The following is a 24,633-nucleotide window of genomic DNA, read 5'->3' as shown; positions in this document are numbered from 1 at the left end:
CCGCGCCGACGACCGTGGCCGCATGGATGCGCACTATGAGGAGGCGCAGCGGTTCTACGCGCGCCAGATGCAGCTGCTCGACTCCGGGGCGACCGACGAGTGGGCCGCCACGTTCACCGACGACGGCGTCTTCGAGGTCGGCGGCACGGCCGTCCACGGCGCCGGCGACATCGCCGAGGCGGCCAGGAAGACGGCCGCGGAGTTCGCCGCCGCCGGGATCACCCGCAGGCACTGGATCGGCATGCTGGACGTGCGGCCGCACCCCGAGGGGCTGAGCGCGCGCAGCTACGCGCTGGTGCTGGAGATCGCCGAAGGCGGCGACGTGGTGCCGCGCCGCAGCACGGTCTGCGCCGACCTGCTGGTCGGCTCGGCGGACGGCTGGCGGGTCAAGCACCGGCGGATCACCCGGGACGGGATGGACCCGGGATGAGCCTGCACCGGGGTCACGCGATCCGGTCCCGGCCGAACGGCAGGCTGACGGCGCGCATCGTCCGGTCCATGCTGGCCGGCGACTGGCTGGACGAGTTCTGGGCCTGGTTCTCCGAACGGTCCGCGCGGACCGCCCACCGGGTGGAGCGGGCCCCGCTCGACGAGCTGGCGGGCTGGAGCCGGGACGCCCGCACGGGCGACTACAGCCACCACAGCGGCAAGTTCTTCCGCGTCACGGGCATCGACGTGCACGTCCCCGGCGCCGCCGTGCCGCGCTGGAGCCAGCCCATCATCGTGCAGCCCGAGATCGGCATCCTGGGCATCCTGGTCAAGGAGTTCGACGGGGTGCTGCACTGCCTGATGCAGGCCAAGTTCGAGCCGGGCAACGCCAACGGGCTGCAGCTGTCGCCGACGGTCCAGGCCACCCGGAGCAACTTCCAGCGGGTGCACCGGGGCAAGGCCGTGCCGTACCTGGAGTACTTCCGCGACAGCGCCAGGCACCGGATCCTGGCCGACGTGCTCCAGTCGGAGCAGGGGGCCTGGTTCTACCAGAAGTGCAACCGCAACATGATCGTGGAGGTCGACGGGGACGTCCCGGTGGGCGAGAACTTCCGCTGGCTCACCTTCGGCCAGCTCCACCAGTTGTTCGGCGTGGAGAACCTGATCAACATGGACGCCCGCACGGTGCTGTCGTGCCTGCCGTTCACCGGCTTCGACCGGCACCCGCTGAGCGACGCCGCCGAGGACGACTTCCGCCTCGCGCTGGCCCGTTCCTGCAGCAGCGCCGAGGGCAGCCTGCACCCGATGCCGGAGATCCTGAGCTGGATCACCGGCATCAGGGCGCAGTCGGAGGTGATGACCCGGGTCGTGCCGCTCGCGGGACTGCCGGGCTGGCATCGCGCCGACGGCCGGATCTCGCACGAGAGCGGGCTGTTCTTCGACGTGATCGGCGTCGACGTGGCCGCCGGGTCGCGGGAGGTGACCGGCTGGAGCCAGCCGATGATCGAGCCCAGCGACGACGGGGTCGTGGCGTTCGTGGTCCGCCGGATCGGCGGGGTCCTGCACGCGCTGGTGCACGCCAGGGTCGAGCCGGGCTACGTCAACGTGGTGGAGCTCGCGCCCACCGTGCAGTGCACCCCGGGCAACCTGCGGGCGCTGCCGCCGTCGGCCAGGCCGAAGTATCTCGACACGGTGCTGAACGCCCCCGCCGAGCAGGTCCGGTACGCGGTGGCGCTCTCGGAGGAGGGCGGCCGCTTCTACCGCGCGGTCAACACCTACCTCGTCGTCGAGGCGGACGTGGAGGACGACGCCGGCTACCGCTGGATGCCCCTGCACCAACTGGCCGACCTGCTGAAGCACAGCAACTACCTGAACGTCCAGGCGCGCAGCCTGGTGGCCTGCCTGCAGAGCCTGTCCGCGCCGTCCGTGGCCGCCACGGCCAGAAGGTGAGTCGTCGATGCGAGTCCTGTTCACCACGTTCGCCGCCCCGTCCCACTTCTACGCCCAGGTCACGGTGGCGTCCGCGCTGCGCACGGCCGGCCACGAGGTGATCGTCGCGAGCCAGCCCGAGCTGGTCGACACGATCACGGCCGCCGGTCTGCCCGCCGTGCCCGTCGGGCCGGTGCTCGACCTGGAGCCCGAGACCCAGCAGGCCACCTCCAGCTTCGCCGGTGACCGCAATCTGGGCGGGCTGGCGATGAGCAACTCGCGGCACGACCCGTACCCCTGGGAGCGGGCGCTGGGCATGTTCAGCGCGATGACCGGCTTCGTCTTCCAGAACGTCTGCTCCGAGCAGATGATCGACGACCTGGTCGAGGTGGCCCGCGACTGGCGGCCCGACCTGGTGATCTGGGACCCGCTGACGCTGGCGGGGCCGGTCGCGGCCCGGGTGGTGGGCGCGGCGCACGCCCGGCTGCTGTTCGGCCCCGACCAGATGGCCCGCAACCGGACCGCCTTCCGCGCCCTGCTCGACGAGCGGCCCGCCGAGCTGCGGGACGACCCGCTGACCGAGTGGCTGGGCTGGACGCTGGCCCGGCACGGCGAACGCGTCCGCGAGCGGGACGAGGAGCTGGTGCTCGGCCAGTGGACGATCGACCCGACCCCGCCCTCCATGCGCGCCCCGCTCGGCCTGCACTACGTGAACGTGCGGTACGTGCCGTACAACGGGCGTTCGGCCCTGCCCGGCTGGCTGCGGGAGACACCGCCGTACCCGAGGAGGGTCTGCCTGACCCTGGGGATCTCGCTGGGCGAGGTCGAGGACGGCGGGACGGTGGCCGCGGGCGACCTGATGGCCGCGGTCGACGGCCTGGACGTGGAGGTGGTCGCCGCGCTCGCGCCGGAGCTGCGCGACCGGCTGGGCGCGCTGCCGCGCAACGTGCGTGCGGTCGACTTCGTCCCGCTCGACGCGCTGCTGCCGTCGTGCGCCGGGATCATCCACCACGGCGGCTCCGGCACGTTCATGACCGCGCTGGCGCACGGCGTGCCGCAGCTGATCCTCCCCGACCTGATGTGGGACTCCAAGGAGAAGTCGCTGGCGCTGACCGCCGCCGGGGCGGGCCTGGTCATCGAGGACCAGGAGAAGCTCTCCCCCGACCACCTGCGCGAGCGGATCACCACGTTGCTGGACGACCCCGCCTACGCGGCGGGCGCCGCGCGGGTGCGCGCGGAGATGGTGAGCACCCCCGCCCCGAACGACATCGTGCCGGTGCTGGAACGGCTGACCGCGCTGAACCGAGCTGAGGAGAAGTAGTTGACTTCCTCCCCTCGTCAACGAGGAGGATTCCCACGGTCGCCCGTGAGGCTTCCTGCTTCACCGCCGGTTGCCCGCCCGAGAGGACTCTCGTTGAGGTCTCACACCAGCTCCACAGGCGTTTCAGCTCTCCGCCAGCCCGGCGGCGAGCACGTTCCTGGCCGCGTTCACGTCCCGGTCGTGGACCGCGCCGCAAGCGCACTGCCATTCCCGGACGTGCAGCGGCATCTTCTCCCGCAGCGCGCCGCACACCGAACACAGCCTGCTGGAGGCAAACCAGCGATCCACCGCCACCAGCGTGCGGCCGTACCAGCGGGCTTTGTACTCCAGCATCGAGCGCAGCTCCCGCCAGCTCGCGTCGGAGATGGCCCGAGCCAAACTGTGGTTCTTGACCAGGTTGCGGACGGTCAGGTCTTCCACGGCGATCACTTGGTTCTCGCGAACAAGCCGTGTCGTGACCTGGTGCAGGTGATCCCTTCTGCGGTCGGCGATCCGGGCGTACACCTTGGCCACCTTCAGCCTGGCCTTGGCCCGGTTGGCCGAGCCCTTCTCCTTGCGGGCCAGCGCCCGCTGAGCCTTGGCCAGCTTTCGCCGCTCGCGCCGCTCGTGCCGAAGGTTGACGATCTTCTCGCCGGTGGACAGTGTGGCCAGTGCGGTGATTCCGGCGTCGATCCCCACCTTCGACGCGACAGGCGGCAGGGGGCTGGTCTTCTCTTCGACCAGGAGGGACACGAACCAGCGCCCGGCCGCGTCCTTCGACACCGTGACCGTGGACGGTTCGGCGCCCTCGGGCAGCGGGCGCGACCACACGATGTCCAGCGGCGCGTCCATCTTGGCCAGCGTCAACCGGCCCTCACGCCAGCGGAACGCCGAGCGGGTGTACTCCGCCGACGCCCGCGACTTCCTCTTGCTCTTGAACGCCGGGTACTTGGCGCGCTTGGCGAAGAAGTTCGCGAACGCGGCCTGCAAGTGGCGCAGTGCCTGCTGCAACGGCACCGACGACACCTCGGACAGGAAGTCGAACGCGCCGCTGCGCTTCCATCGCGTCAGCATCGCCGACGACTCCGCGTAGGAGACGCGCTTGCCTTCCAGGGTGTAGGCGCGGGTGCGTTCCTCCAGGGCCTTGTTGTAGACGAGGCGGACGCAGCCGAAGCTCCGGGCAAGCTCGGAAGCTTGCTCGGGGGTCGGGTAGAAGCGGTACTTGTAGGCCCGCTTCACGGTCTGCGCCACGCCGCAGATCTTAGCGCGCGATCAGCCAAGTATCGCGTGTGTGTTCGAGACGCCGTTTCGCCTGACGGCGAATCGGCTGCCCCTGTCCTGCTCGGCAGGGGTCCGATTCCTCCCCCGCCTGAAGGCGGGGGTCTCCTCGGAGGTATCCGATGAACCGGATCGTGATCGTCACCGGTGGCGGGTCGGGCATCGGCCGCGCCACCGCGCACGCCTTCGCCCGCCAGGGCTGCGGCGTGCTGGTCGTCGGCCGTGACGCCGGCGCGCTCAAGGAGACCGCCGCCGGTCATGACGGCATCCACCCGCTGGAGGCCGACCTGACGGCGGACGGCGGCCCGGAGAGCGTCGCCGAGGCTGCCATGCGGGAGTTCGGCCGGGTGGACGTCCTGGTCAACAACGCCGGCGCCGGAGCCTTCGGCGCGCTCGGCACCCTCGACCGGGCCCAGATCGAGACGCAGACCGCCACGAACCTGATCGCGCCGATCCTGGTCACCCAGGCGGTGCTGGAACCGCTGGCCGCCGCCCGGGGAGTGGTGGTCAACGTCAGCTCGGCCGGCTCGCTCGGGCTGCGCTCCTGGCCGGGCAACGCGGTGTACGGCGCGACCAAGGCGGGCCTCGACCTGCTCACCAGGTCGTGGGCGGTGGAGCTGGGCGCGCGCGGGATCCGCGTGGTCGGGGTCGCGCCCGGCGTGATCGACACCGACGCCGGGGTGCGCGCGGGGATGCCCCGCGCCGACTACGAGGCCTTCCTGGACGGGATGCGCTCGCGGGTCCCGGTCGGCAGGATCGGCACGCCGGAGGACGTCGCCTGGTGGATCACCCAGGTCACCGCCCCCGAGGCCGCGTACGCCAGCGGCACCGTGATCGCGATCGACGGGGCCCTGTCCGTCACCTGACCCCGCACACGAAGGAAGCTGCCCGCCGTGTGGCGGGCAGCTTCCTCGTTGTGGTGCTAGACCGACGCCGTTCTGCGGCGGCTCTCGGCGTACTCCTTGGCCGCGCTCAGGGTCAGCATGCTGTTGCCGCTCAGCGCCTTGCGCGCCAGGTCGCGGGCCTGCGCCACGGTGCCGTCGGGGCCGAGCACCGCGGTGACCGCGCCGTCGGCGATCGCCACCGTGTGCGCCGACGTCACCACGGCCCCGTCGCCGTCGGGCCGCACCGTCCACCGGCCCGCGTGCAGGGACAGCAGGGGCGGCGTGCGCAGCTGCTTGTAGACGATGAGGTGCTCGGGGAAGCAGACCCGCACCGAGCTCGTGGTGTGCGTCGAGCCGTCGCGCGAGCGGGTCTCCATGTCCATCGCCTGGAGGCCGGGCGTCTCCTCGGTCACCGTGATCGCGGCCACGTGCGTGAGCCGTTCGTGCCACAGGTCGCTGCGGTAGAGGAACGCGTAGGCGTCCGCCGCGTCCCCGCGCACCCGTACGGAGTCCTCGAAGGCCATCAGCCGGCCGGGGGTCTCCACCGCCCGGCGCAGCGCGGCCAGCTCGGCCTCGCTGTTGCGGTTGACCGCGTTGGTGATCCAGCTCACCGAGGCGCTGTCGCCGCCGACGGCGCGGAAGTCGTGGGTCAGCCTGACCCGGGTGCTCCCGTCATCGTCGGGCTCGACGATCCACTCGCCGCCCATCGCGGCCACCGGGTGCGCCGAGACCTCCTGGCGGAAGCGGATCCGCCACCGGTCGCGGTCGAACTCCCGCCGGGACGTCCAGCTCTTCGGCTTGCCGTTGGCGGTCGCCCAGATGCGGATGCGCTCCTGCCGGTCGTCGTGCGCGAGCACGTCGACGTGCACGGTCGGCGGGAAGACCGCCGGCCACGCGCCCGCGTCGGCGAGCACGGCGTAGACCGCCGCCGGCTCCGCGGCGACGGTGATCTGGTGTTCGGTCTGGTGGATGGCGGACGTCGCCATGAGCCTCTCCGGTCTGTCAGTAGTTCCCCAGTCCGCCGCAGACGTTGATCGCCTGCGCGGTGATCGACGCTGCCGTGTCCGAGACCAGGTAGCCCACCATCCCGGCGACCTCCTCCGGCGTGGAGTAGCGGCCGAGCGGGATCTTGTTCTCGAACCGGGTCAGCACCTCGTCCTCGGTGATCCCCCAGAAGTCCGCGTACCGCTGCCGCACCCCCTGCGCCATGGGCGTCTCGACGTAGCCGGGGCACACGGCGTTGACCGTGATGCCCGTCTTGGCCAGCTCCAGGCCCAGCGCCTTGGTCAGGCCGACGAGCCCGTGCTTGGACGCCGAGTAGGGCGCGGCCAGCACGACCCCCTGCTTGCCTCCGGTCGAGGCGATGTTGACGATGCGGCCGTGCCCGCGCTCCAGCATGCCGCCGGTGGTGAGCACCGCCTTGGTCACCCGGAAGGCGCCGTTGAGGTTGGTCTCCATGACGTCGAGCCACAGCTCGTCGGCGATCTCGGCGGTGGCACCGCCGCCGCCGCGCCCGGCGTTGTTGACCAGGATGTCGATCGGGCCGTAGCGGTCGCGCGCGGCCTGGACGAGATCCCGGATCCCGGCGGGGTCGCGCACGTCGCACGTGGTCCCGTCGGCGTCGATCCCGGACTCCCGCAGCTGCTTGACGGTCAGCGCGACCGCGTCGCCGTCACGCGCGCACAGGAACACCCTGGCGCCGTCACCTCCCAGGGCACGGGCGACGGCGAGGCCGATGCCGCTCGTGCCGCCGGTGACCAGCGCGTGCGGGCCTTGGTCGGACATGAGTTCTCCCTTCGGTGGCGGCCAGCCTCGCACCGGGCGCTCGAATGGCGGTGGACGACCTGGGTTCGACCGGGCCGCGAGAGCGGTGCAGCAGCGTCGTGCTGTACGGACCCGCTGTCTGACCGAGGAGACCGAGGAGCCCGCATGCCACACGTCACCTTCGTGAACACGTTCCTGCTGCACGCGCCGGCGGAGGAGTTCGAGCGGGCGTTCGCCGCCACGTCGGAGTTCATGGCCGCGCGCCCGGGTTTCCTGTGGCACCAGCTGCTGCGCCCGCTCGAACCGGGCCAGGACGGGAGCCGCTACGTCAACGTGGCCGCCTGGCGGGACGAGGAGTCGTTCCGCGCCGCGGTCGCCCATCCCGGCTTCAAGCCGCACGCGGCCGCGCTGCGCGCGCTCGCCACCAGCGAGCCCGTCCTGTACGAGACGCGCCAGACCCGCACCGCGGTCACGGAGCCGGCATGAGCAGGCGCGTGGTCGTCACCGGGCTCGGCGTCGTCGCCCCGGGCGGCGTCGGGGTGAAGGCGTTCTGGGACCTCCTGCTGTCCGGGACCACCGCCACCCGGGGGATCAGCACGTTCGACCCGTCCCCGTTCCGTTCGCAGATCGCCGCCGAGTGCGACTTCGACCCCGAGCTGGCCGGGCTGTCCGCGGCCGACGCCGAGCGGCTGGACCGGGCGGCCCAGTTCGCCGTGGTCGCCTGCCGCGAGGCCGTCGCCGACGCCGGGCTGCGCATCGACGAGGCCGCCGCGCACCGCGCCGGGGTGGCGCTCGGCAGCGCGGTCGGCTGCACGCAGAAGCTGGAGTCGGAGTACGTGGCCATCAGTCACGGCGGCGCCGGCTGGGAGGTGGACCACACCCTCGCCTCGCGGTACCTCTACGACTACTTCGTGCCGAGTTCGATGGCGGCCGAGCTGGCCTGGGCCACCGGCGCCGAGGGGCCGGTGTCGGTGGTGTCGGCGGGCTGCACCTCGGGCATCGACGCGATCGGGTACGCGGCCGAGCTGATCCGCGACGGCCTGGTGGACGTGATGGTGACCGGCGGCACCGACGCGCCGATCGCCCCCATCACCGTCGCCTGCTTCGACGCGATCAAGGCCACCTCCAACCTCAACGACGACCCGGCCACCGCCCTGCGGCCCTTCGACCTCACCCGCAACGGGTTCGTGCTGGGCGAGGGCGGCGCGGTCCTGGTCCTGGAGGAGGCCGAGTCCGCCAGGCGCCGGGGCGCGCAGGTGTACGCGGAGATCACCGGCTACGCCTCGCGCAGCAACGCGTACCACATGACCGGCCTGCGGCCGGACGGCGCGGAGATGGCCGCGGCGATCACCGCGGCGCTGGCCGAGGGGCGCTGCGACCCGTCCGAGGTCTCCTACGTCAACGCGCACGGCACGGCCACCAAGCAGAACGACCGCCACGAGACGGCGGCGTTCAAGCGGGCGCTCGGCCCGGACGCCTACCGGGTGCCCATCAGCTCGATCAAATCCATGATCGGGCACTCGCTGGGCGGGATCGGCTCGCTGGAGGTGGCGGCCGTCGCGCTGACCGTCGCCAGGGGCGCGATCCCGCCCACCGCGAACCTGCGCGAGCCCGACCCCGAGCTGGACCTGGACTACGTGCCGGTGACCGCACGTGAGCAGCCCGTCGGCACGGCGCTGACCGTGGGCAGCGGGTTCGGCGGGTTCCAGAGCGCCATGCTGCTGCGCCGATTCGAGGGGTGAGCCTGATGACCGACGTCATGGTGACCGGGGCGGGAGTCGTCGCCCCCAACGGGCTGAGCCCCGACGACTACTGGGCGTCCGTGCTGAAGGGGCGCAGCGGGATCGGCCCGGCGCCCAGCACCGGCCCGGACGGGCCGCCCTGCCCGCTGAGCGGGCGCGCCGACGCGTTCGTGGCCAAGGAGCACCTGCCCGCGCGGCTGCTGCCGCAGACCGACGTGATGACGCGGTACGCGCTGTTCGCCGCCGACCGGGCACTGGAGGAGTCCGGGGCCGAACGGGACGCGCCGCTCGACATGGGCGTGATCACCGCCAGCGCCTCGGGCGGCTTTGACTTCGGCCAGCGCGAGCTGCAGAACCTGTGGAGCGAGGGCCCCGACCACGTCAGCGCGTACATGTCGTTCGCCTGGTTCTACGCGGTCAACACCGGTCAGATCTCCATCCGGCACGACCTGCGCGGGCCCGTCGGCGTGCTCGTGACGGAGCAGGCGGGCGGCCTGGACGCGGTCGCCCACGCCCGGCGCAAGGTCGCCGCCGGGACGCGGCTGATGGTGACGGGCGGCATGGACTCCTCCCTGTGCCCGTACGGCATGGCCGCCCAGGTGCGTTCCGGCCGGTTGAGCACCGGCGAGGACCCGGCCACGGCCTACCTGCCGTTCGACCGGCGGGCGCGCGGGCACGTGCCGGGCGAGGGCGGCGCGATGTTCACGCTGGAGGCCGACCGGCCGGACGCGCGCGGGTACGGGCGGATCGCCGGCTACGGCGCCAGCTTCGACCCGCCGCCGGGCTCGGGACGCCCGTCCACCCTGGTCCGGGCCATCGAGACGGCGCTGGACGACGCGGGCGTGACGCCCGGCGAGGTGGCGATGGTGATCGCGGACGCCGCGGCCGTCCCCGAGCTCGACGCGGCGGAGGCCGAGGCCCTGGCCGCGGTGTTCGGGCCGCGCGGGGTGCCGGTGACCGCCCCGAAGACGCTGACCGGCCGGCTGTACTCGGGGGCGGGGCCGCTGGACCTGCTGACCGCCCTGCTCGCGCTGCGCGACGGGGTGGTGCCGCCGACCGCGAACGTGACGGACGCCGACCCGGCGCTCCCCGTGGACCTGGTGACCGGCGCTCCCCGGCCGGCGGACGGCACCGCCGCGCTGGTGGTGGCCCGGGGGTTCGGCGGGTTCAACAGCGCGATGGTCGTGCGCGCATGAGCGAGGACCTGTACGTCGCCGGCTGCGCGACCTGGCTGCCCCCGGCCGTCCCGGTGGAGGAGGCGCTGGCGTCCGGCGCGGCCGACGCCGGCCTGGCCGCCTCGACGGACATGCGCGCGGTGGCCACGGCCGGCAAGGAGACCGGCCCCGAGATGGCGGCGCGGGCCGCCAGGACGGCGCTCGACCGGTCCGGCGCGGGCCCCGCGGACATCGACCTGGTGCTGCACGCAAGCCTGTACTTCCAGGGTCATCACCTGTGGGCGCCCGCCTCGTACGTCCAGCGGGTCGCGGTCGGGAACACCTGCCCGGCGATGGAGGTCAGGCAGGTCTCCAACGGCGGCATGGCCGCGCTGGAGCTGGCCCGGCGCTGCACGCGCGCGGGCGCGCTGATCACGACAGGCGACCGGATGACGCCGCCGGGCTTCGAGCGCTGGCGGAGCGACCCCGGGACGGTCTACGCCGACGGCGGCACGGCCCTGGTCGTGTCACGCTCGGCCGGGTTCGCGAGACTGCGCAGCCTGGTGACGGTCTCCGATCCTGAACTGGAGGGCATGCACCGAGGCGGCGACCCCTACGGCGACCCGTCGCCGGACGAGCAGCCCACCGTGGACCTCGGCCTGCACAAGCGCACCTACGTGCGGGAGACCGGCACCGCGGCGACCGCCGCGCGGGTGGGCGCCGGCCAGGAGGCCGCGCTGCGCGGCGCGCTGGACGAGGCGGGGGCCGATCTGGACGACATCGACTGGTTCGCGCTGCCGCACCTCGGCCGGCGCCGGCTCAAGGCGGCCTTCTTCACCGCCTTCGGCATCGCGCCCGAGCGGACCACCTGGCCGTGGAGCAGGCATGTCGGCCACCTCGGCGCCGGGGACCCGATCGCCGGGCTGGACCACCTGGTGTCCACCGGGGCGCTCCGGCCGGGCGGGCTGTGCCTGCTGGCCAGCGTCGGGGCGGGCTTCAGCTGGTCCTGCGCGGTGGTGGAGATGCTGGACCGCCCCGCGTGGGCATCGGACTCGGACGGGAGGACGTGAGATGGGTACGGACGCGGTCCTGCTGATGTTCCCCGGGCAAGGTTCCCAGCATCCGCGGATGGCCTGGGGACTGTACGGCGAGGAGCCCCGGTTCACCGCCGCCATGGACGAGGTCTTCGCGGCGTTCGGCGAGGAAGGCGACGCGCTGCGCCGCGACTGGCTGAGCGAGCGCCCCCGGGTGCCGCTGGACCACGTCACGCGGGCGCAGCCGCTGCTGTTCGCCGTCGACTACGCGCTCGGCAGGACGCTGCTGGAGTACGGCGTGCGGCCCCGGGTCATGCTGGGGCACAGCATCGGCGAGGTGGCCGCGGCCGTACTCGCCGGGGTCTTCACGCTGGCCGACGCCGCGGCCCTCGTGCGCGAGCGGGTCCGGCTCCTGGCGGGGGCGCCGCCGGGCGGCATGCTCGCGGTCTCCGCCGGGGTGGCGGCGCTGGAAGGCGTGCTGACCGAGGAGGTCGTGGTGGCGGCGGTCAACGCGCCCCGGCAGACGATCGTGGCCGGGCCGGACGAGCCGCTGGCCGAGGTGGAGCGGGCGTTGCGGGCCGAGGGGTTCACCTGCGCGCCGGTGCCCACGCTGATCGCCTTCCACAGTCCTTCGCTGGCCGGCACCGTCGGGCCCGCCGTGGCGGGGTTCGCGGCCACGCCGGTGAGCGCGCCGCGGATCCCGCTGTACTCCGGGTACGCGGCCCGGCCGCTGACACTGGAGCTGGCCGCCGACCCCGAGTACTGGGCGCGGCAGCCGGTGGCGCCGGTGCGGTTCTGGCCGGCGCTCGACGAGATCCTCTCGGCCGGCTCCCCCGGCACCGTCTGCGTCGAGGCGGGTCCCGGCCAGGGGCTGAGCACGATCGCGCGCAGGCACCCCGCCGTGCGGAAGGGGCCGGGCGCGGTGGTGCCGCTGCTGCCCGCTCGGGCCGGCGGCCCGGACGCGGACAGGACGGCGTTCACCACCGCCCTGTCCACCCTGACCGACGGCCGGGAGACCTGACCGACGGCCGGGACACGGCCCTGGCCGGTCAACCGACGGCCGGGAGACGGCCTTGGCCGGTCAGGGGCGCTGGCGTCCCTGACCCGGACGGGCCAGGGCGCTAGCGGGCGACGCGGGCGGTGACGAAGCGGACCGGGACGTCGATGACCAGCGGTCCGCCGTCCTGCCGCAGCGCCTCCAGCCCGCCGATGAGGCGCTCGCGCAGTTCGGCGGCCTGCGGCTCGGGCAGGTTCTGCCACAGCAGCCGCATGCCCTGGGTGTGCGACCAGTCGACCCACTGCTCGGCCGACGCCGCGGTCATCCGCACCGGCTCGTCGAGCACGGCGACGTCGCCGAAGCCCGCCCGCTCCAGCGTCGCGGTCAGGTCCTCGGGACGCTCCAGCCAGCTGTTGAATCGGCGCACCAGCGATTCCGGCTGCCATTCCGGCGGCAGATATCCGAGAAGTTCGCGGGGAATGAGCGGGGTGAACTCGGGGGGCAGGAACGGAAATATCCCGGCCTTGAACACCGGGCTGCTGAAAGCGATTCTCCCGCCTTCCGCGAGCAGCTCGCCGTAGCGCGCGAGCGCCGCCGGGGCGTCCGGCAGGAAAATGATGCTGTAACCGCCCTGCACGACGTCGTAGGACCGGTCGGGAAGGTCGGGTCTCTCCCCGTCCATCACCCGCACCCCGGCGTTGGCGAGGGCGCGGGACTCGATCTCCGCGCGCGCCTCGGCCACCATCCCCGGGGCCACGTCGATGCCGAGCACGTAGCCGGTCCCGCCCACCCGCTCAGCTGCCGGGAAGAGGCTCGCGCCGCGGCCGCACCCGACGTCCAGCACCCGCTCGCCGGGGGCGGGCGCGGCCAGCTCGACCAGTCGTCTGCCCATGGGCGTGAAGAACTCGACGCCCATCCTGTCGTATGTCGCCGCCGACGTGTCGAAGACGTCCGCGACCTGTTTCTTGTACGTCGATGTGTCCACGCCCACCAGTATTCGAGCGGTCCTGGAGAACCGGTCGAGAACGGGTTCAGTCACATTGTCCCGGCCAAACAACGATGCGAATAATCGAAGGGACATTTCCCGTGGAAACGGAGTTTGCCATGAGTCAGCAGATCGACACGGTCCGCCGAATGGTGCACGCGTACAACAGCGGAGAAACCGGCGACGTCGCCGAGTACATCCACCCCGAATATCTCAACCCCGGCGCCCTGGAGCACTACCCCGACGCGCGCGGGCCGGAGGCGTTCGCCGGGGCGGTGAAATGGCTGAAGTACGCCTTCTCCGCCGAGGCCCATCTGGAGGAGGTCGGCTACGAGGAGAACGGCGAGTGGGTGCGCGCCAAGCTCGTCCTCTACGGCCGCCACGTCGGCAACCTGGTCGGCATGCCGGCCACCGGCCGCAAGTTCGCCGGCGAGCAGATCCACCTGATCAGGATCGTCGACGGCAAGATCCGCGACCACCGTGACTGGCCCGACTATCAGGGCACGTACCGGCAGCTGGGCGAGCCCTGGCCGGAGCAGGGCGGCTGGCGCCCCTGATGAAGGACACCGAAGCCCTCAGGACCCTGATCCGCCTGGGCAGCCTGCACACCCCGATGGCGGTGCGGGTGGCCGCCACCCTCCGGCTGGTGGACCGCATCCAGGCGGGCGCGGCCACCCCGCGGGAGCTGGCCGCCGAGACCGGCACCGACCCCGACGCGCTGACCCGGCTGACCCGCCACCTGGTGGCGGTGGGCGTGCTGCACGAGCCCGCGCCGGGCCGGCTGGCGCCGACCGAGGTGGGCCTGATGCTCGCCGACGACCACCCGGCCGCCCAGCGGGCCTGGCATGACATGGACCAGATCGTGGCCAGGGCCGACGTGGGGTTCCTCCGGCTGCTGGACGCGGTCCGCGAGGGCCGCCCGACCTACGCCGACTTCTACGGCAAGCCGTTCTACGACGACCTGGCCGACCGTCCCGACCTGCGCGAGTCGTTCGAGGGTCTGATGGCCTGCGACCAGGACGTCGCCTACGACGCCCCGGCCGCGGCCTACGACTGGAGCCGCGTCCGGCACGTGTGCGACGTCGGCGGCGGCACCGGCGGCTTCCTGATCGCGATCGGCCGGCTGGCCCCGCACGTGACGGCCACCCTCGTGGAGCTGCCCGGAACCGCGGCGGCCGCCCGCGAGGAGTTGGCCGCCGCGGGGCTGGGCGGGCGGACCGAGGTCGTCGAGGCCGACTTCTTCAAGCCGCTGCCGTGCACGGCCGACGTGATGATCCTCTCGTTCGTGCTGCTCAACTGGCCGGACGAGGACGCCGTACGCATCCTGGAACGCTGCGCCGAGTCGCTGGAGCCCGGCGGCAGGATCCTCGTCTACGAGCGGGACGACCTGGAGGAGAACGCGAGCAACGAGCTGTTCACCGAGCTCGACCTGCGCATGCTGGTGTTCCTGGGCGGCCGGCTGCGCACCCGCGACGCCTGGTGGGACCTGGCCTCCCGGGCCGGGCTGGAGGTGGAGTCCGTGCATCGCCTGCCCTCCCCCACCGTCCCGTTCGACCTGTCCCTGCTCGTCCTCGCCCCGGCCGGGGAGGCCCCATGAACACGCGCATGATCACCCGTGGCGACGTCACGCTGTGGAGCGAGGACTTCGGCGATCCCGCCGGTCCGCCGATGCTGCTCGTGGCGGGCGGCAACCTGTCGGCGATGTCCTGGCCCGACGAGTTCGTCGGGCTGCTCGCCGCGGACGGATTCCACGTCGTCCGCTACGACCACCGCGACACCGGCCGCTCGTCCCGGTGCGACTTCCAGGCCCGTCCTTACGGGTACGACGAGCTCGTCCTGGACGCGCTGGCCGTGCTCGACGGGTGGGAGGTGACGGCCGCGCACGTCGTCGGCATGTCGCTGGGCCACACCATCGGCCAGCTGCTCGCCGTCGACCATCCGGAGCGGCTGCTCAGCCTCACCGTGATGCTCGGCGGCGCGCTCGACGTCGACTTCGACGCCGCCATCGAGCGCGCGTCCGGCCAGAACACCTCAGGGGACGGACTGCCGCCGCCCACCCGGCGCTTCCTCGACGTGATCGCGCTCATGTCGGAGCCGGTGGACGGGCCGGAGGGCGAGCTGGAGCGCCGGGTGGAGAAGTGGCGGCTGCTCAACGGGACGGGCGTGCCGTTCGACGCCGACGAGTTCCGCCGCCGCGAGCTGCGGGCCGTCGCCCACGCGGGCACCTTCCAGGAGCCGATCACGCACCACATGATCCCCCAGCCGCCGGTCTCGCGCGGGGCGGAGCTGGCCGGCGTGACCGTGCCCACGCTGGCGATCCAGGCCGGGCACGACCCGGCGGCGCCCCCGCCGCACGCCCGGCACGTCGCCGAGCTGATCCCCGGCGCCCGGGTGCTGGACATCCCGGAGATGGGGCACGCGCTGGCCGCCGCCGTCCACCGGCCGCTGGCCGCGGCGATCGGCGAGCACGCCCGCCGCGCCGGTCGGCCGGCCGTCAAGGAAGGAGCTTCACGATGACCACCACCGTCACCGAGAGCGAGCTGGGCCGCCACCTGCTCACGGTCCGCGGCTTCCACTTCGTGCTCGGCTCACTCGGCGATCCGTTCGCCCGGTCGCTGCACGGGGAGGGCGACGACGCGGACGCCATCGGCGCCGAGATCCGGCAGCGGGGCCCGATCCACCGCAGTGAGCTGGGCGCCTGGGTCACCGCCGACGCCGGGGTGGCCGCCGCCCTGCTGACCGAGCCGGGCCTGGACACCCGCCATCCGGAGTCGGGGCAGGACCACGTACGGGAGAACCTGTGGGAGACCTGGCGGACCTGCCATGTCACCCCTGCGGGCGGCGCGCCGCTCACGCTTCCGCTGGCCGAGTACGCGCGGCTCGCCGGGCTGAACGATCCGGTGCTGGGCCGCCGGACGGCCGGGGCGTGGCGCGCCGACGTGCGCGGCGCGGTCCTGCCGGTGCTCGACCGGCTCGGCCCCCGGTTCGACCTGGTCACCGACCTGGTCAGGCCCGCCGTCGCCGAGGCCCTGGTGAAGGTGCTCGGCTTCCCGGTCACGGCCGGCGACCTGGCCCCGCTGGGGGTCGCGGTCGACGCCGTGCTCTGCCCGCCCCGCCTGCCCGTGGCCGTGGAGCTGGAGGAAGCGCTCGGCCGCGCCCGCGAGCTGGCCCGCGCCCAGGTCGCCGAGCGGGCGGTGGAGCCGCGGGACGACGCGGTCAGCGCCCTGCTGGCCACCGGGTACGACAGAGCCGACGTCGTCGAGGTCTGCCTGCTGCACCTGATGGCCGGGGCCGAGATCGCGACGAACACGCTGACCGCCGCCGTCGTGGCGCTGCTCGGCCGTCCCGGCCAGTGGGCGTCCCTGAGGCAGGACCCGGACCTGGCCGCCCGCGCCGTCGAGGAGACGCTGCGCTGGGCGCCGCCGGTGCGCATGGTCAGCCGGATCGCCCAGCGGCCGCTCACCGTCGCGGGCCAGGAGATCGAGGCGGACGACCACGTAGTGATCCTGGTGGAGGCCGCCAACCACGACCCCTCCTCGGGCGCAGGGAACTTCGACCTGGCCGGGGAGCCGGGGCCGAGCCTGTCGCTGACGGGCGGCGGATACGAGTCGCTGGTGGCCCCGGCGGCCCGGGTGATCGCGACCGAGGTGCTGCGGGCCGTCGCCGAGCGGCTGCCCGGGATCGAGACCGACGGGCCGCTCCTGCGCCGCATGCGCTCGCCCGTGGCGCAGGCCGTGCTGAAGCTGCCGATGGCGAAGGGGAGATGACGATGCGCGTGCTGCTCACGGCGTTCGCCATGGACGCCCACTTCAACGGGATGGTGCCGCTGGCATGGGCGCTGCGCACCGCCGGGCACGAGGTCAGGGTGGCCAGCCAGCCGGCGCTGACCGGCAGCATCACCGCGGCGGGGCTCACCGCCGTGCCCGTGGGCGAGGACCACCGGGTCGGGCAGGTGATGGCCGCCGCCGCTCCCGGGGTGTTCGCCCTGCACCAGAACACGGACTACCTGGAGGGCCGCACCGAGCTGCTGGACCGGGCCTTCCTGGAAGCCTCGACCACGATGCTCACGGCCACCTTCTACTCCCAGATCAACAACGACTCCATGGTCGACGACCTGGTCGACTTCGCCCACCGGTGGCGGCCCGACCTGGTCATCTGGGAGCCGTTCACGTTCGCCGGGGCCATCGCGGCGCATGTCACGGGGGCCGCGCACGCGCGCCTGCTGTGGGGTCCGGACCTCTTCCTCCAGGCGTACGAGCGATTCCAGGAATTGCTGGCACCGGAGCCCGAGGAACGCCGGGACGACGGCCTGCGCGAGTGGCTCACCTGGACGCTGGCCCGGCACGGGTGCGCGTTCAGCCCCGAGGTGGTCACCGGCCAGTGGACGATCGACCAGATGCCCGCGAGCGTGCGCTTCGAGCTGGACCAGCCGCTGGTGCCGATGCGGCACATCCCGTACAACGGGCCGCTGCCCGCCGTGACGCCGCCGTGGTCGCGGACCGCCCCCGACCGGCCGAGGGTGTGCGTCACGCAGGGCATGACCGCGCGCACGACGGGCTTCTCCGGGCTGGACGCGGTGGCCGAGCTGCTGGAGGCGGTCGCCGAGCTGGACGTGGAGGTGCTCGCGACGGTCGCCGAGGGCGAGCGGCTGCGTCCCCTGCCGGGCAACGTGCGGGTGGTGGACAGCGTCCCGCTGCACGTGGCGCTGCCCGACTGCGCCGCGGTGCTGCACCACGGGGGCGCGGGCACCTGGTCGAGCGCGGTCTTCTACGGCGTGCCGCAGCTGAACCTGGCCTGGCAGTGGGACGACGTCTACCGCGCCCGGCGGCTGGAGAAGCTGGGCGCCGGCATCTACCTGCCGCCGGGACCGGCCCGGGAGGCGGGCAGCGTCAGGGACAGCCTGGCCCACCTGCTGAGCGAGAGCTCCTTCAGGGAGGGCGCGGCCCGGATCCGCGACGAGATGCTCGACTGCCCGACGCCGAACGAGGTGGTGCCGACGCTGGAGGACCTGACGGCGGCCCATCACCGCGCCCCGCTGAGCCCGTCCGGCTGATGGGCGGCGACCCGCCGATGAACCGCGACCTGCCGGACGGCCACGCCGGGGAGGAGCAGTTCCGCCGGGCGCTGGCCGGGCACGCGGCCGGGGTCGTGGTCGTCACGGCCGCGGTGGGCGACGTGCCCGTCGGGCTGACCGCGACCTCGTTCTCCTCGGTCAGCCTGCGGCCGCCGCTGGTGTCGTTCTACATCGGCCAGTCGTCGTCCACGTGGCCGTGGCTGCGCAAGGCGGAGCGGTTCGCGGTCAACGTGCTCTCCGGCGACCAGGCGGACCTGGCGGCCCGCTTCGCCCGGACGAACGGCGACCGGTTCGCCCCGCCGACGCACTGGCACACCGATCCCCTGGGCACTCCCCTGCTGGACGGCGTCGCCGTGCATCTGACCTGCGCGCCGTACACCACGACGGACATCGGGGATCACGTGCTGGTCGTCGGCCTGGTCCTCGGCACGCGGATCGCGGGGGCCGCGGAGCCGCTCCTCTACCACCAGGGCCGCTTCGGGCAGTTCGTCCCGGACGGGGACGCTCAGTAGATCCAGCCGGCTTCCCTGGCGATGCGGATGGCGTCGATGCGGTTGCGGGCCTTCAGCTTGCTCACGATGACCGTCAGGTAGTTGCGTACGGTCCCCGACGAGAGGAACAGGCGGCCGGCGATCTCCTTGGCCTCGTCGCCCTCCGCGGTGAGCTGCAGGACCTCCAGCTCGCGCTCGGTCAGCGGGCAGTCGACGCACTCCCACGCGGCCAGCGTCACGTCGGGGTCGAAGACCCGGTCGCCGGCCGCGACCCGCCGGATGGCGTCGGCCAGCCGCTCGGGCGACGACTTCGTCAGCATCAGCCCGCCCAGCCCCGCCGACAGCGCCTGCCGCACGGTGGGGAGCTTGGCGAGGCTGCTGATCAGCAGGGTCTCGCAGCCGGGCAGGTTCTCCTTGAGCTCGACCGCGGCCTCCAGCCCGTCCTTGCCGTTGATGTCGGCGTCGATGACCGCGACCTGCGGGTTGCGGTGCCTGGCCGTGGCGACGATCTCCTTGCCCGCGGGCACCGCGCCGACGACCTCGATGTCGGACTCGAGCTCCAGCAGGGCGACCAGGGCGCCCCTGACCATGTCCATGTCCTCACCGACGATGACCCGGATCACGTCGTCTCTTCTGGCCGGCATGTCGATACCCCATCACTGCGGAAGGTTGTCGTGGCGGAAGCGGGGGCGCACGGCACTGGCCAGCGTGCGCAGGGTGGCGGCCAGGACGGACCTGGTCTGCCCGGGTTCGATGATCTCGTCGGCCGACAGCCGTTCGGCGGGGAGATGGGAGGCCATCACCTCGCGCTCGTAGTCGGCCATGAGGTCCGGGCGGGCGGACGGGTCGCGGCCCAGCTCGCGCCGGTAGACGATGTCGACCGCCCCCTCGACCCCCATGACGGCCATCTGGGCCCGCGGCCAGCAGAAGACCGCGTCGGCGCCCAGCGACTTGGAGTTCATCACGATGTAGGCCCCGCCGAACGCCTTGCGCAGCACCACGGTCAGCCGCGGCACGGTCGCCTCGGAGAAGGCGTACAGCAGCTTGGCGCCTTTGCGGATCACCCCGTTCGACTCCTGCTTGGTGCCGGGCAGGAAGCCGGAGGTGTCCACGAGCGTCACCAGCGGCACGCCGAAGGCGTCGCAGAGGCGGACGAACCGCGCCCCCTTCTCGGACGCCGAGATGTCCAGCGCGCCCGCGAGGGCCTGCGGCTGGTTGGCGACGATGCCGACCGCGCGGCCCTCGATCCTGGCGAAGCCGATGACCAGGTTGCGGGCGAAGCGCGCCTGGAGTTCGAGGAAGCTGCCGCCGTCGACGATCCCGTCGATCACCCGGCGCACGTCGTAGGCGATGCGCGGGTTGTCCGGCAGTTCGGGCAGGACTCCGGGCCCGACCGGTTCGGCCATGGGCACCTCGGACCAGCACGAGTCGGGCAGATACGACAGCACCCTGCGGGCCAGGTCCATCGCCTCCGCGGGGTCGTCCGCCACCAGGTGGACCACCCCCGACTGGCGGGTGTGCACCTCCGCCCCGCCGAGCTCGCCCGGCGTGACGTCCTCGAACGTCACGGCCTTGACGACCTGGGGGCCGGTGAGGAACATGTGGGCGCCGTCGCGCAGCATGATGACCACGTCGGTCAGGGCGGGCGAGTAGACCGCCCCGCCTGCGCACGAGCCGAGGATCAGGCTGAGCTGCGGCACCCGGCCGGAGAGCTGGGCGTTCGCCCGGAAGATGGCCCCGTAGCCGTCCAGCGCCGCCAGCCCCTCCTGGATGCGGGCGCCGCCCGAGTCGAGGAGCCCGACCACCGGGATCCTGGCGCGTTCCGCCTGGCGGAGGACTCCCACGATCTTCGCGGCGTGCATCTCGCCGAGCGAGCCGCCGAGGACGGCCGAGTCCTGCGCGTACAGCCCTACCGGGCGGCCGCCGATGGTCGCGTTTCCCGTCACCACTCCATCACCGACGGGCCGCTTGGCGTCCATGCCGAAAGCGGTGACCCGGTGCCGGGCGCGACTGCCGAATTCCAGAAAGGAACCGGGGTCGGCCAGCATGTCGATGCGGCGGCGGACGTCGATGTCGCGAATCTGCTGCGCGACTGATGTCATCGCAATACTCCGCATTTCCCGTTAATCGTTCACTTGTTATCGGAATGCAATGCAAACATCGCCCGTTCCGAAATGTCAACCTGCTGGGCGGGCCGCCGGAAATGTGTTTGAGATTTCATCGGAAAGGCAGCCGGAAACAGGGCCGCCGGCAAGACGGCCCGGCCTCTTCCCTATTCCGGGTCAGTCGCCGGTCGAGGCCTCGTCCAGGGTCTCCGCGATCCAGTCGACCAGCGGCAGTCCGGCCGCGTCCGCCGCCTGTGCCCAGCGCTCCGCGCGCTCGGTGTCCAACGGTATGACGACCTGTCCGGGTCGCCGCCCGCCGCCCATGCGCAACCTGCGACGTTCACGCAGTTCCCGGCGGAGGCGTTTCACCGACCACTTCTCCTTCTCCGCCCGGGTGAGCCAGCAGTCCTGATCGTGCTCGGGCAAGGAGGCCGTCTCGGCGTGGTGCTGCAGGCTGAGTCCGTCCCGTCGACGGGACGCCGGGAACTTCCGCGCCACCCAGGCGTAGTTGCGCAGCGTCTGGTAGTCGAGGGAGGTCTCCTCGATCACCAGGCGGTAGCGGTCCGGAAAGGCCCGCTCCCCGTACACCAGCCAATCCCCCAGCCACCACGCGGAGGACTCCGTGATCCTCTTCAGGTGCTGTCCGACGCGCCGCCACGATTCGAGGGTCAGTCCCATCGGCATGCGCAGCTCGACGGCTCCCGCATGGACGCCGGTGTCCATCCCCAGCCGGCCCCGGCCGTACGGTCCGCTCTCGCGGATTCCCCCGCCTGAATCCGCCTGCGGTAACCGCGGCAGTCCGCCCAGATTCCTTTCGTGATTGTTGATGTCTGCGTTCATGGAGGTCGGGCTCTCCGTAGTCGGTGGCCGGCCGCAGGGTCACCCCGGCCGCTACGTGAACATCCATCCACAGTTATCCGCGACGGAGCAGGCTAAACGCGATTCGGAATACGTCGGCGTACGGCGCCTTCCGGACAGGAACGCGACAAATTCGCGCGCGCCCGGAAACGGAGAGCCGGAAATACGCGAGGTCCTGCGAAAACACCGGGAGGTCAGACGTCCGCGCACCTCCCGGGTCCCCGCGAAAGAGCCTCAGCGCGCGTTCTTGTTGCGGTAGAGGCGGACGGCGAGCGGCGCGAACACCAGGGTGATCGCCGCCGAGATGATCAGCGCCCACATGACGTCCCAGAAGCCCGCCGTGCCGTGCATCAGCGCGCGCGACGCCGTGGCCGCGTGGCTGATCGGGTTGAGCTGCACCAGCGTCTGCGTCCACGCCGGCATCGTGTCCGGCTGGACGAAGATGTTGCTGGTGAACACCAGCGGATAGATCACGATCATGCTGGTGCCCGAGACCCGCTCGGGGACGCTGGCCACCACGCCGATCGCGGCGAAGATCCAGCTCACGCTGAACCCGAACACGATCAGCACGGCCATCGCCGCCAGCACGCCCGGGAGACCGCCGCCGGGACGGAAGCCGAGCAGCAGCCCCAGCCCGATGGTCACCGACAGGGCGATCACGTAGCGGATCACGTCGCCGAGCAGGTTGCCGGCGATGGCCGCGGGCTGCCAGAACGGGAGCGTGCGGAACCGGTCGAAGACGCCCTTGTTGATGTCGGTGTTGATCGCGGTGCCGGTGTAGACGGTCATCAGGATGACGCTCTGCACCGCGATGCCCGGCAGGAAGAACTGCAGGTACTCCTGGGTGGAGCCGGCGAAGGCGCCGCCGAACATGTAGGTGAACAGCAGCAGGAAGATGATCGGCAGCAGCATCATGTCGATGAGCTGGGCCGGGAAGTGCTTGAACGCCATCGCGCCGCGCCACAGGTGGGTGACCGTGGCCGACAGGGCGCTCGCGCGCGGCGGGCGCTCGCGTACCGACACGGCCGCCCGGACGGGATCCGCGATGCGCGGGGTGGACGCTGTCATGCTCTGCTCTCCTCCCTGACCGGCGCTTCCTCGGCCTCGCGGCCGGTGAGCGTCAGGAACACCTCGTCGAGGCTGGGCTGCCGCACGGCGAACTCGACGGTCTCGATCGACTCCCCGGACAGGGCGCCCAGGGCCCGGATGACGCGTGCGCTGTCGTCGACCCCGGCCGACAGGCGGGCCGGGTCGGCCGCCAGGCGCACCGGCGCGTCGAGCTCGCGTGCCAGCAGTTCCTCGGCCCGGGGACGTTGCCCGGGGTCGCGCAGCCGCACGTGCAGCGCGGCCGAGCCGACCGACGCCTTCAGCTCGCTCGACGGGCCTTCGGCGATGACCCTGCCATGGTCGATGACCGCGATGCGGCCGGCGAGTTCGTCGGCCTCCTCCAAGTACTGCGTGGTGAGCAGGATCGTGGTGCCGGACTCGAGCAGCGCCTTGACGATGTCCCACACCTGGTTGCGGCTGCGCGGGTCCAGCCCGGCCGTGGGCTCGTCGAGGAAGAGCAGGTCGGGGGTGACCGTCATGCTGGCGGCGATGTCCAGCCGCCTGCGCATGCCGCCCGAGTAGGTGCTGACCAGCCGGTCGGCGGCGTGGTCCAGGTCGAAGGCCGCGATCAGCTCGGCCGCGCGCTCCCGTGCGCGCTGCCGGCCGTAGCCCTGGAGCCGGCCCATGAGGATGAGGTTCTCCGTGCCGGTGAGCGCGTCGTCGACCGAGGCGGCCTGCCCGGTCACGCTGATGCGCCGGCGTACCTGGTCGGCCTCGCCGACCACGTCGTGACCGAAGATGGCGGCGCTGCCGCCGTCGGGCTGGAGCAGCGTGGCGAGCATGCGGATCAACGTCGACTTCCCGGCGCCGTTGGGGCCGAGTACGCCGTAGACGACGCCTGGCGGGATCTCCAGGTCGATCCCGTCGACGGCTTTCGTCTCGCCGAAGCTTTTCCGCAGGCCTGCGGTTCGTATAGCTGGCGTGCCGTTACTCGTCATGTTTCCGACCATAGCCGCGGGCGCGGTCAGTTCCTGGCCGCATTGTCCGGCGGGACGCATTCTCCAGCGATTCTCCACGGAGACTCGACCGCGTTATCCGCCCCCGCCGGAAACGGCCCGGTCGAGCCTGCCGGACAGCATGCGGATGTATGCGATCAATTCCGGCGGCTCGTGCACCTCGAATTCGACGTCGAACATGCCGACCGTCAGCGCCAGCCACTGCAGCGAGTCGGCGGCGGTGCGCAGCATGCACGTGTCCTCGTCGACCTCGGTGAGGATGCCGTCGCGCGGCCTGATGCGCTCGGCGATCCGGGCGAGCGGCGCGTGGAAGGTGATCAGTGCCCGGTAGCGGGCCAGCGACGAGGTGATGGACTCGGCCACGTAGGCGGCCACGTCCTCGGCGGGCAGCTCGCGCGGGCCGAAGCGCTCCCCCGTCGGGTAGGGCGCGGTGAGCCGGTCGACCCTGAAGGTGCGCCAGTCGTCCCGCTTGAGGTCCCAGGCCATCAGGTACCACTTCCTGGCGACGTGGACCAGCCGGTACGGCTCGACGAACCGGCTGCTCTCGGCGCCGTCGCGGGTGGCGTAGCCGAACCGGAGCCGCTCGCGGTCGCGGCACGCCTGCGCGATCACCATGAGGCACTCGGGGTCCGCGACGGGCCCCGGCGCGGTGATCGGCACGGTGTAGTCCTGCAGCGTGGACACCCGTCTGCGCAGGTGGGCGGGGAGCACCTGCTCCAGCTTGGCCAGGGCGCGGACCGAGGTCTCCTCGATGCCGGCCACCGAGCCGCCGGCCGCGGTGCGCAGGCTGATCGCGACGGCCACCGCCTCCTCGCCGTCGAGCAGCAGGGGCGGCATGGCCGTGCCCGCTTCCAGCTGGTAGCCGCCGTGCGCGCCCGGCGTGGCGTGCACCGGGTAGCCCAGCTCGCGCAGCCGGTCGATGTCGCGGCGCAGGGTGCGGGGGCTGATCTCCAGGCGCTCGCACAGCTCGGCCCCCGACCAGTAGCGGCTGTGCTGGAGCAAGGACAGCAGACGCAGCATGCGCTGAGGCGTGTTGGCCATGACGCC

At 72.5% G+C, this 24,633-nt stretch carries 24 protein-coding genes and 1 pseudogene; 15 read left to right on the top strand and 10 right to left on the bottom strand.

From position 1 onward, the window contains the following. Positions 1–22 precede the first annotated feature (22 nt). From ACGFI7_RS14190 to ACGFI7_RS14180, 3 genes are read left to right on the top strand one after another with little or no spacing between them, the layout of a single operon-like run. Complete coding sequence (locus ACGFI7_RS14190; protein ID WP_393403704.1) at positions 23–430, top strand: nuclear transport factor 2 family protein; 408 nt, start codon at positions 23–25, stop codon at positions 428–430. Further along, a complete protein-coding gene (locus tag ACGFI7_RS14185; RefSeq protein WP_393403702.1) occupies positions 427–1,878 on the top strand; it encodes an NDP-hexose 2,3-dehydratase family protein in 1,452 nt (483 codons plus the stop codon). Before ACGFI7_RS14190 ends, ACGFI7_RS14185 begins: the two co-directional genes overlap by 4 nt. Positions 1,879–1,885: 7 nt before the next feature. Beyond that, the gene (locus ACGFI7_RS14180; protein ID WP_393403700.1) at positions 1,886–3,178 is read left to right on the top strand and encodes an activator-dependent family glycosyltransferase; all 1,293 of its coding nucleotides are present in this window, start codon (positions 1,886–1,888) and stop codon (positions 3,176–3,178) included. A 37-nt stretch (positions 3,179–3,215) separates the two neighbouring features. Here the strand turns inward: ACGFI7_RS14180 and ACGFI7_RS14175 are convergent. Then, a pseudogene (locus ACGFI7_RS14175) lies at positions 3,216–4,408 on the bottom strand (RNA-guided endonuclease InsQ/TnpB family protein); the annotation flags it as partial. A 149-nt stretch (positions 4,409–4,557) separates the two neighbouring features. Here ACGFI7_RS14175 and ACGFI7_RS14170 point away from each other — a divergent pair. Further along, on the top strand, positions 4,558–5,301 hold the full coding sequence (locus ACGFI7_RS14170) for an SDR family NAD(P)-dependent oxidoreductase (RefSeq protein WP_393403697.1): 744 nt from the start codon (positions 4,558–4,560) through the stop codon (positions 5,299–5,301). A gap of 56 nt (positions 5,302–5,357) precedes the next feature. On the opposite strand, the gene ACGFI7_RS14165 is transcribed toward ACGFI7_RS14170, so the two are convergent. Beyond that, positions 5,358–6,305 carry an aromatase/cyclase gene (locus ACGFI7_RS14165; protein WP_393403694.1) on the bottom strand — a complete coding sequence of 316 codons (948 nt, stop codon included), beginning with the start codon at positions 6,303–6,305 and terminating at the stop codon, positions 5,358–5,360. A 16-nt stretch (positions 6,306–6,321) separates the two neighbouring features. Next, complete coding sequence (fabG, locus tag ACGFI7_RS14160; RefSeq protein WP_393403691.1) at positions 6,322–7,104, bottom strand: 3-oxoacyl-ACP reductase FabG; 783 nt, start codon at positions 7,102–7,104, stop codon at positions 6,322–6,324. Between the two features lie 144 nt (positions 7,105–7,248). Between fabG and ACGFI7_RS14155 the strand changes: the two genes are divergently transcribed. From ACGFI7_RS14155 to ACGFI7_RS14135, 5 genes are read left to right on the top strand one after another with little or no spacing between them, the layout of a single operon-like run. Next, positions 7,249–7,569: an antibiotic biosynthesis monooxygenase family protein gene (locus ACGFI7_RS14155; protein WP_393403688.1), complete on the top strand. Its 321-nt coding sequence runs from the start codon at positions 7,249–7,251 to the stop codon at positions 7,567–7,569. Beyond that, positions 7,566–8,825, top strand: coding sequence for a beta-ketoacyl-[acyl-carrier-protein] synthase family protein (locus ACGFI7_RS14150; protein WP_393403685.1), 1,260 nt, complete (start codon positions 7,566–7,568; stop codon positions 8,823–8,825). Before ACGFI7_RS14155 ends, ACGFI7_RS14150 begins: the two co-directional genes overlap by 4 nt. A gap of 5 nt (positions 8,826–8,830) precedes the next feature. Beyond that, positions 8,831–10,021: a ketosynthase chain-length factor gene (locus ACGFI7_RS14145; RefSeq protein WP_393403683.1), complete on the top strand. Its 1,191-nt coding sequence runs from the start codon at positions 8,831–8,833 to the stop codon at positions 10,019–10,021. Continuing rightward, on the top strand, positions 10,018–11,049 hold the full coding sequence (locus tag ACGFI7_RS14140) for a ketoacyl-ACP synthase III family protein (RefSeq protein WP_393403680.1): 1,032 nt from the start codon (positions 10,018–10,020) through the stop codon (positions 11,047–11,049). The genes ACGFI7_RS14145 and ACGFI7_RS14140 overlap by 4 nt, the downstream gene beginning before the upstream one ends. A gap of 1 nt (position 11,050) precedes the next feature. Then, positions 11,051–12,034, top strand: coding sequence for an acyltransferase domain-containing protein (locus ACGFI7_RS14135; protein ID WP_393403678.1), 984 nt, complete (start codon positions 11,051–11,053; stop codon positions 12,032–12,034). Positions 12,035–12,134: 100 nt separating this feature from the next. Here ACGFI7_RS14135 and ACGFI7_RS14130 read toward each other — a convergent pair whose 3' ends face one another. Further along, entirely contained in the window at positions 12,135–12,995 is an 861-nt protein-coding gene (locus ACGFI7_RS14130) for a class I SAM-dependent methyltransferase (RefSeq protein ID WP_393403676.1), read from the bottom strand. 119 nt (positions 12,996–13,114) lie between these two features. Between ACGFI7_RS14130 and ACGFI7_RS14125 the strand changes: the two genes are divergently transcribed. Genes ACGFI7_RS14125 through ACGFI7_RS14100 form a run of 6 tightly spaced genes read left to right on the top strand, consistent with a single transcriptional unit; the run spans position 13,115 to position 18,581 of the window. Then, a complete protein-coding gene (locus ACGFI7_RS14125) occupies positions 13,115–13,552 on the top strand; it encodes a SnoaL/DnrD family polyketide biosynthesis methyl ester cyclase (protein ID WP_393403673.1) in 438 nt (145 codons plus the stop codon). Next, positions 13,552–14,592 (top strand): methyltransferase, encoded by a 1,041-nt coding sequence (locus ACGFI7_RS14120; RefSeq protein ID WP_393403671.1) that lies wholly within the window; start codon positions 13,552–13,554, stop codon positions 14,590–14,592. Before ACGFI7_RS14125 ends, ACGFI7_RS14120 begins: the two co-directional genes overlap by 1 nt. Then, entirely contained in the window at positions 14,589–15,512 is a 924-nt protein-coding gene (locus ACGFI7_RS14115; RefSeq protein ID WP_393403669.1) for an alpha/beta fold hydrolase, read from the top strand. The genes ACGFI7_RS14120 and ACGFI7_RS14115 overlap by 4 nt, the downstream gene beginning before the upstream one ends. Next, positions 15,509–16,762, top strand: a complete 1,254-nt coding sequence (locus tag ACGFI7_RS14110; protein ID WP_393403667.1) for a P450-derived glycosyltransferase activator — start codon at positions 15,509–15,511, stop codon at positions 16,760–16,762. Before ACGFI7_RS14115 ends, ACGFI7_RS14110 begins: the two co-directional genes overlap by 4 nt. A 2-nt stretch (positions 16,763–16,764) precedes the next feature. Beyond that, positions 16,765–18,048: an activator-dependent family glycosyltransferase gene (locus ACGFI7_RS14105; protein ID WP_393403665.1), complete on the top strand. Its 1,284-nt coding sequence runs from the start codon at positions 16,765–16,767 to the stop codon at positions 18,046–18,048. Then, on the top strand, positions 18,048–18,581 hold the full coding sequence (locus ACGFI7_RS14100) for a flavin reductase family protein (RefSeq protein ID WP_393403663.1): 534 nt from the start codon (positions 18,048–18,050) through the stop codon (positions 18,579–18,581). Before ACGFI7_RS14105 ends, ACGFI7_RS14100 begins: the two co-directional genes overlap by 1 nt. Here the strand turns inward: ACGFI7_RS14100 and ACGFI7_RS14095 are convergent. The 6 genes from ACGFI7_RS14095 to ACGFI7_RS14070 form a co-directional block, all read right to left on the bottom strand. Beyond that, entirely contained in the window at positions 18,575–19,204 is a 630-nt protein-coding gene (locus ACGFI7_RS14095) for a DNA-binding response regulator (RefSeq protein WP_393403660.1), read from the bottom strand. The two genes, ACGFI7_RS14100 and ACGFI7_RS14095, sit on opposite strands and share 7 nt — an antisense overlap. A gap of 12 nt (positions 19,205–19,216) precedes the next feature. Beyond that, on the bottom strand, positions 19,217–20,662 hold the full coding sequence (locus ACGFI7_RS14090) for an acyl-CoA carboxylase subunit beta (protein ID WP_393403657.1): 1,446 nt from the start codon (positions 20,660–20,662) through the stop codon (positions 19,217–19,219). 180 nt (positions 20,663–20,842) lie between these two features. Continuing rightward, positions 20,843–21,505 (bottom strand): LmbU family transcriptional regulator, encoded by a 663-nt coding sequence (locus tag ACGFI7_RS14085; RefSeq protein ID WP_393403655.1) that lies wholly within the window; start codon positions 21,503–21,505, stop codon positions 20,843–20,845. Positions 21,506–21,757: 252 nt separating this feature from the next. After that, complete coding sequence (locus tag ACGFI7_RS14080; protein WP_393403653.1) at positions 21,758–22,591, bottom strand: ABC transporter permease; 834 nt, start codon at positions 22,589–22,591, stop codon at positions 21,758–21,760. Next, positions 22,588–23,568, bottom strand: coding sequence for an ATP-binding cassette domain-containing protein (locus ACGFI7_RS14075; RefSeq protein ID WP_393403651.1), 981 nt, complete (start codon positions 23,566–23,568; stop codon positions 22,588–22,590). Before ACGFI7_RS14075 ends, ACGFI7_RS14080 begins: the two co-directional genes overlap by 4 nt. Before the next feature lie 93 nt (positions 23,569–23,661). Then, a complete protein-coding gene (locus ACGFI7_RS14070) occupies positions 23,662–24,627 on the bottom strand; it encodes a helix-turn-helix transcriptional regulator (protein ID WP_393403649.1) in 966 nt (321 codons plus the stop codon). Positions 24,628–24,633 lie beyond the last annotated feature (6 nt).

Origin of the sequence: Nonomuraea sp. NPDC048826 (assembly GCF_043198225.1) — a bacterium.
Classification (GTDB): domain Bacteria; phylum Actinomycetota; class Actinomycetes; order Streptosporangiales; family Streptosporangiaceae; genus Nonomuraea.
Note: the sequence above shows the minus strand (reverse complement) of the source record. Positions and strands in the feature narration are given on the sequence as shown.

Excerpts from the sequence above, each read along its gene's own strand:
- ACGFI7_RS14110 (WP_393403667.1), top strand. The coding sequence starts at position 15,509 with ATGACCACCACCGTCACCGAGAGCGAGCTGGGCCGCCACCTGCTCACG.
- ACGFI7_RS14100 (WP_393403663.1), top strand. The coding sequence starts at position 18,048 with ATGGGCGGCGACCCGCCGATGAACCGCGACCTGCCGGACGGCCACGCC.
- fabG (WP_393403691.1), bottom strand. The coding sequence starts at position 7,104 with ATGTCCGACCAAGGCCCGCACGCGCTGGTCACCGGCGGCACGAGCGGC.
- ACGFI7_RS14155 (WP_393403688.1), top strand. The coding sequence starts at position 7,249 with ATGCCACACGTCACCTTCGTGAACACGTTCCTGCTGCACGCGCCGGCG.
- ACGFI7_RS14135 (WP_393403678.1), top strand. The coding sequence starts at position 11,051 with ATGGGTACGGACGCGGTCCTGCTGATGTTCCCCGGGCAAGGTTCCCAG.
- ACGFI7_RS14120 (WP_393403671.1), top strand. The coding sequence starts at position 13,552 with ATGAAGGACACCGAAGCCCTCAGGACCCTGATCCGCCTGGGCAGCCTG.
- ACGFI7_RS14075 (WP_393403651.1), bottom strand. The coding sequence starts at position 23,568 with ATGACGAGTAACGGCACGCCAGCTATACGAACCGCAGGCCTGCGGAAA.
- ACGFI7_RS14125 (WP_393403673.1), top strand. The coding sequence starts at position 13,115 with ATGAGTCAGCAGATCGACACGGTCCGCCGAATGGTGCACGCGTACAAC.
- ACGFI7_RS14095 (WP_393403660.1), bottom strand. The coding sequence starts at position 19,204 with ATGCCGGCCAGAAGAGACGACGTGATCCGGGTCATCGTCGGTGAGGAC.
- ACGFI7_RS14115 (WP_393403669.1), top strand. The coding sequence starts at position 14,589 with ATGAACACGCGCATGATCACCCGTGGCGACGTCACGCTGTGGAGCGAG.
- ACGFI7_RS14185 (WP_393403702.1), top strand. The coding sequence starts at position 427 with ATGAGCCTGCACCGGGGTCACGCGATCCGGTCCCGGCCGAACGGCAGG.
- ACGFI7_RS14140 (WP_393403680.1), top strand. The coding sequence starts at position 10,018 with ATGAGCGAGGACCTGTACGTCGCCGGCTGCGCGACCTGGCTGCCCCCG.
- ACGFI7_RS14105 (WP_393403665.1), top strand. The coding sequence starts at position 16,765 with ATGCGCGTGCTGCTCACGGCGTTCGCCATGGACGCCCACTTCAACGGG.
- ACGFI7_RS14070 (WP_393403649.1), bottom strand. The coding sequence starts at position 24,627 with ATGGCCAACACGCCTCAGCGCATGCTGCGTCTGCTGTCCTTGCTCCAG.
- ACGFI7_RS14145 (WP_393403683.1), top strand. The coding sequence starts at position 8,831 with ATGACCGACGTCATGGTGACCGGGGCGGGAGTCGTCGCCCCCAACGGG.
- ACGFI7_RS14150 (WP_393403685.1), top strand. The coding sequence starts at position 7,566 with ATGAGCAGGCGCGTGGTCGTCACCGGGCTCGGCGTCGTCGCCCCGGGC.
- ACGFI7_RS14170 (WP_393403697.1), top strand. The coding sequence starts at position 4,558 with ATGAACCGGATCGTGATCGTCACCGGTGGCGGGTCGGGCATCGGCCGC.
- ACGFI7_RS14180 (WP_393403700.1), top strand. The coding sequence starts at position 1,886 with ATGCGAGTCCTGTTCACCACGTTCGCCGCCCCGTCCCACTTCTACGCC.
- ACGFI7_RS14190 (WP_393403704.1), top strand. The coding sequence starts at position 23 with ATGGATGCGCACTATGAGGAGGCGCAGCGGTTCTACGCGCGCCAGATG.
- ACGFI7_RS14090 (WP_393403657.1), bottom strand. The coding sequence starts at position 20,662 with ATGACATCAGTCGCGCAGCAGATTCGCGACATCGACGTCCGCCGCCGC.
- ACGFI7_RS14165 (WP_393403694.1), bottom strand. The coding sequence starts at position 6,305 with ATGGCGACGTCCGCCATCCACCAGACCGAACACCAGATCACCGTCGCC.
- ACGFI7_RS14085 (WP_393403655.1), bottom strand. The coding sequence starts at position 21,505 with ATGAACGCAGACATCAACAATCACGAAAGGAATCTGGGCGGACTGCCG.
- ACGFI7_RS14080 (WP_393403653.1), bottom strand. The coding sequence starts at position 22,591 with ATGACAGCGTCCACCCCGCGCATCGCGGATCCCGTCCGGGCGGCCGTG.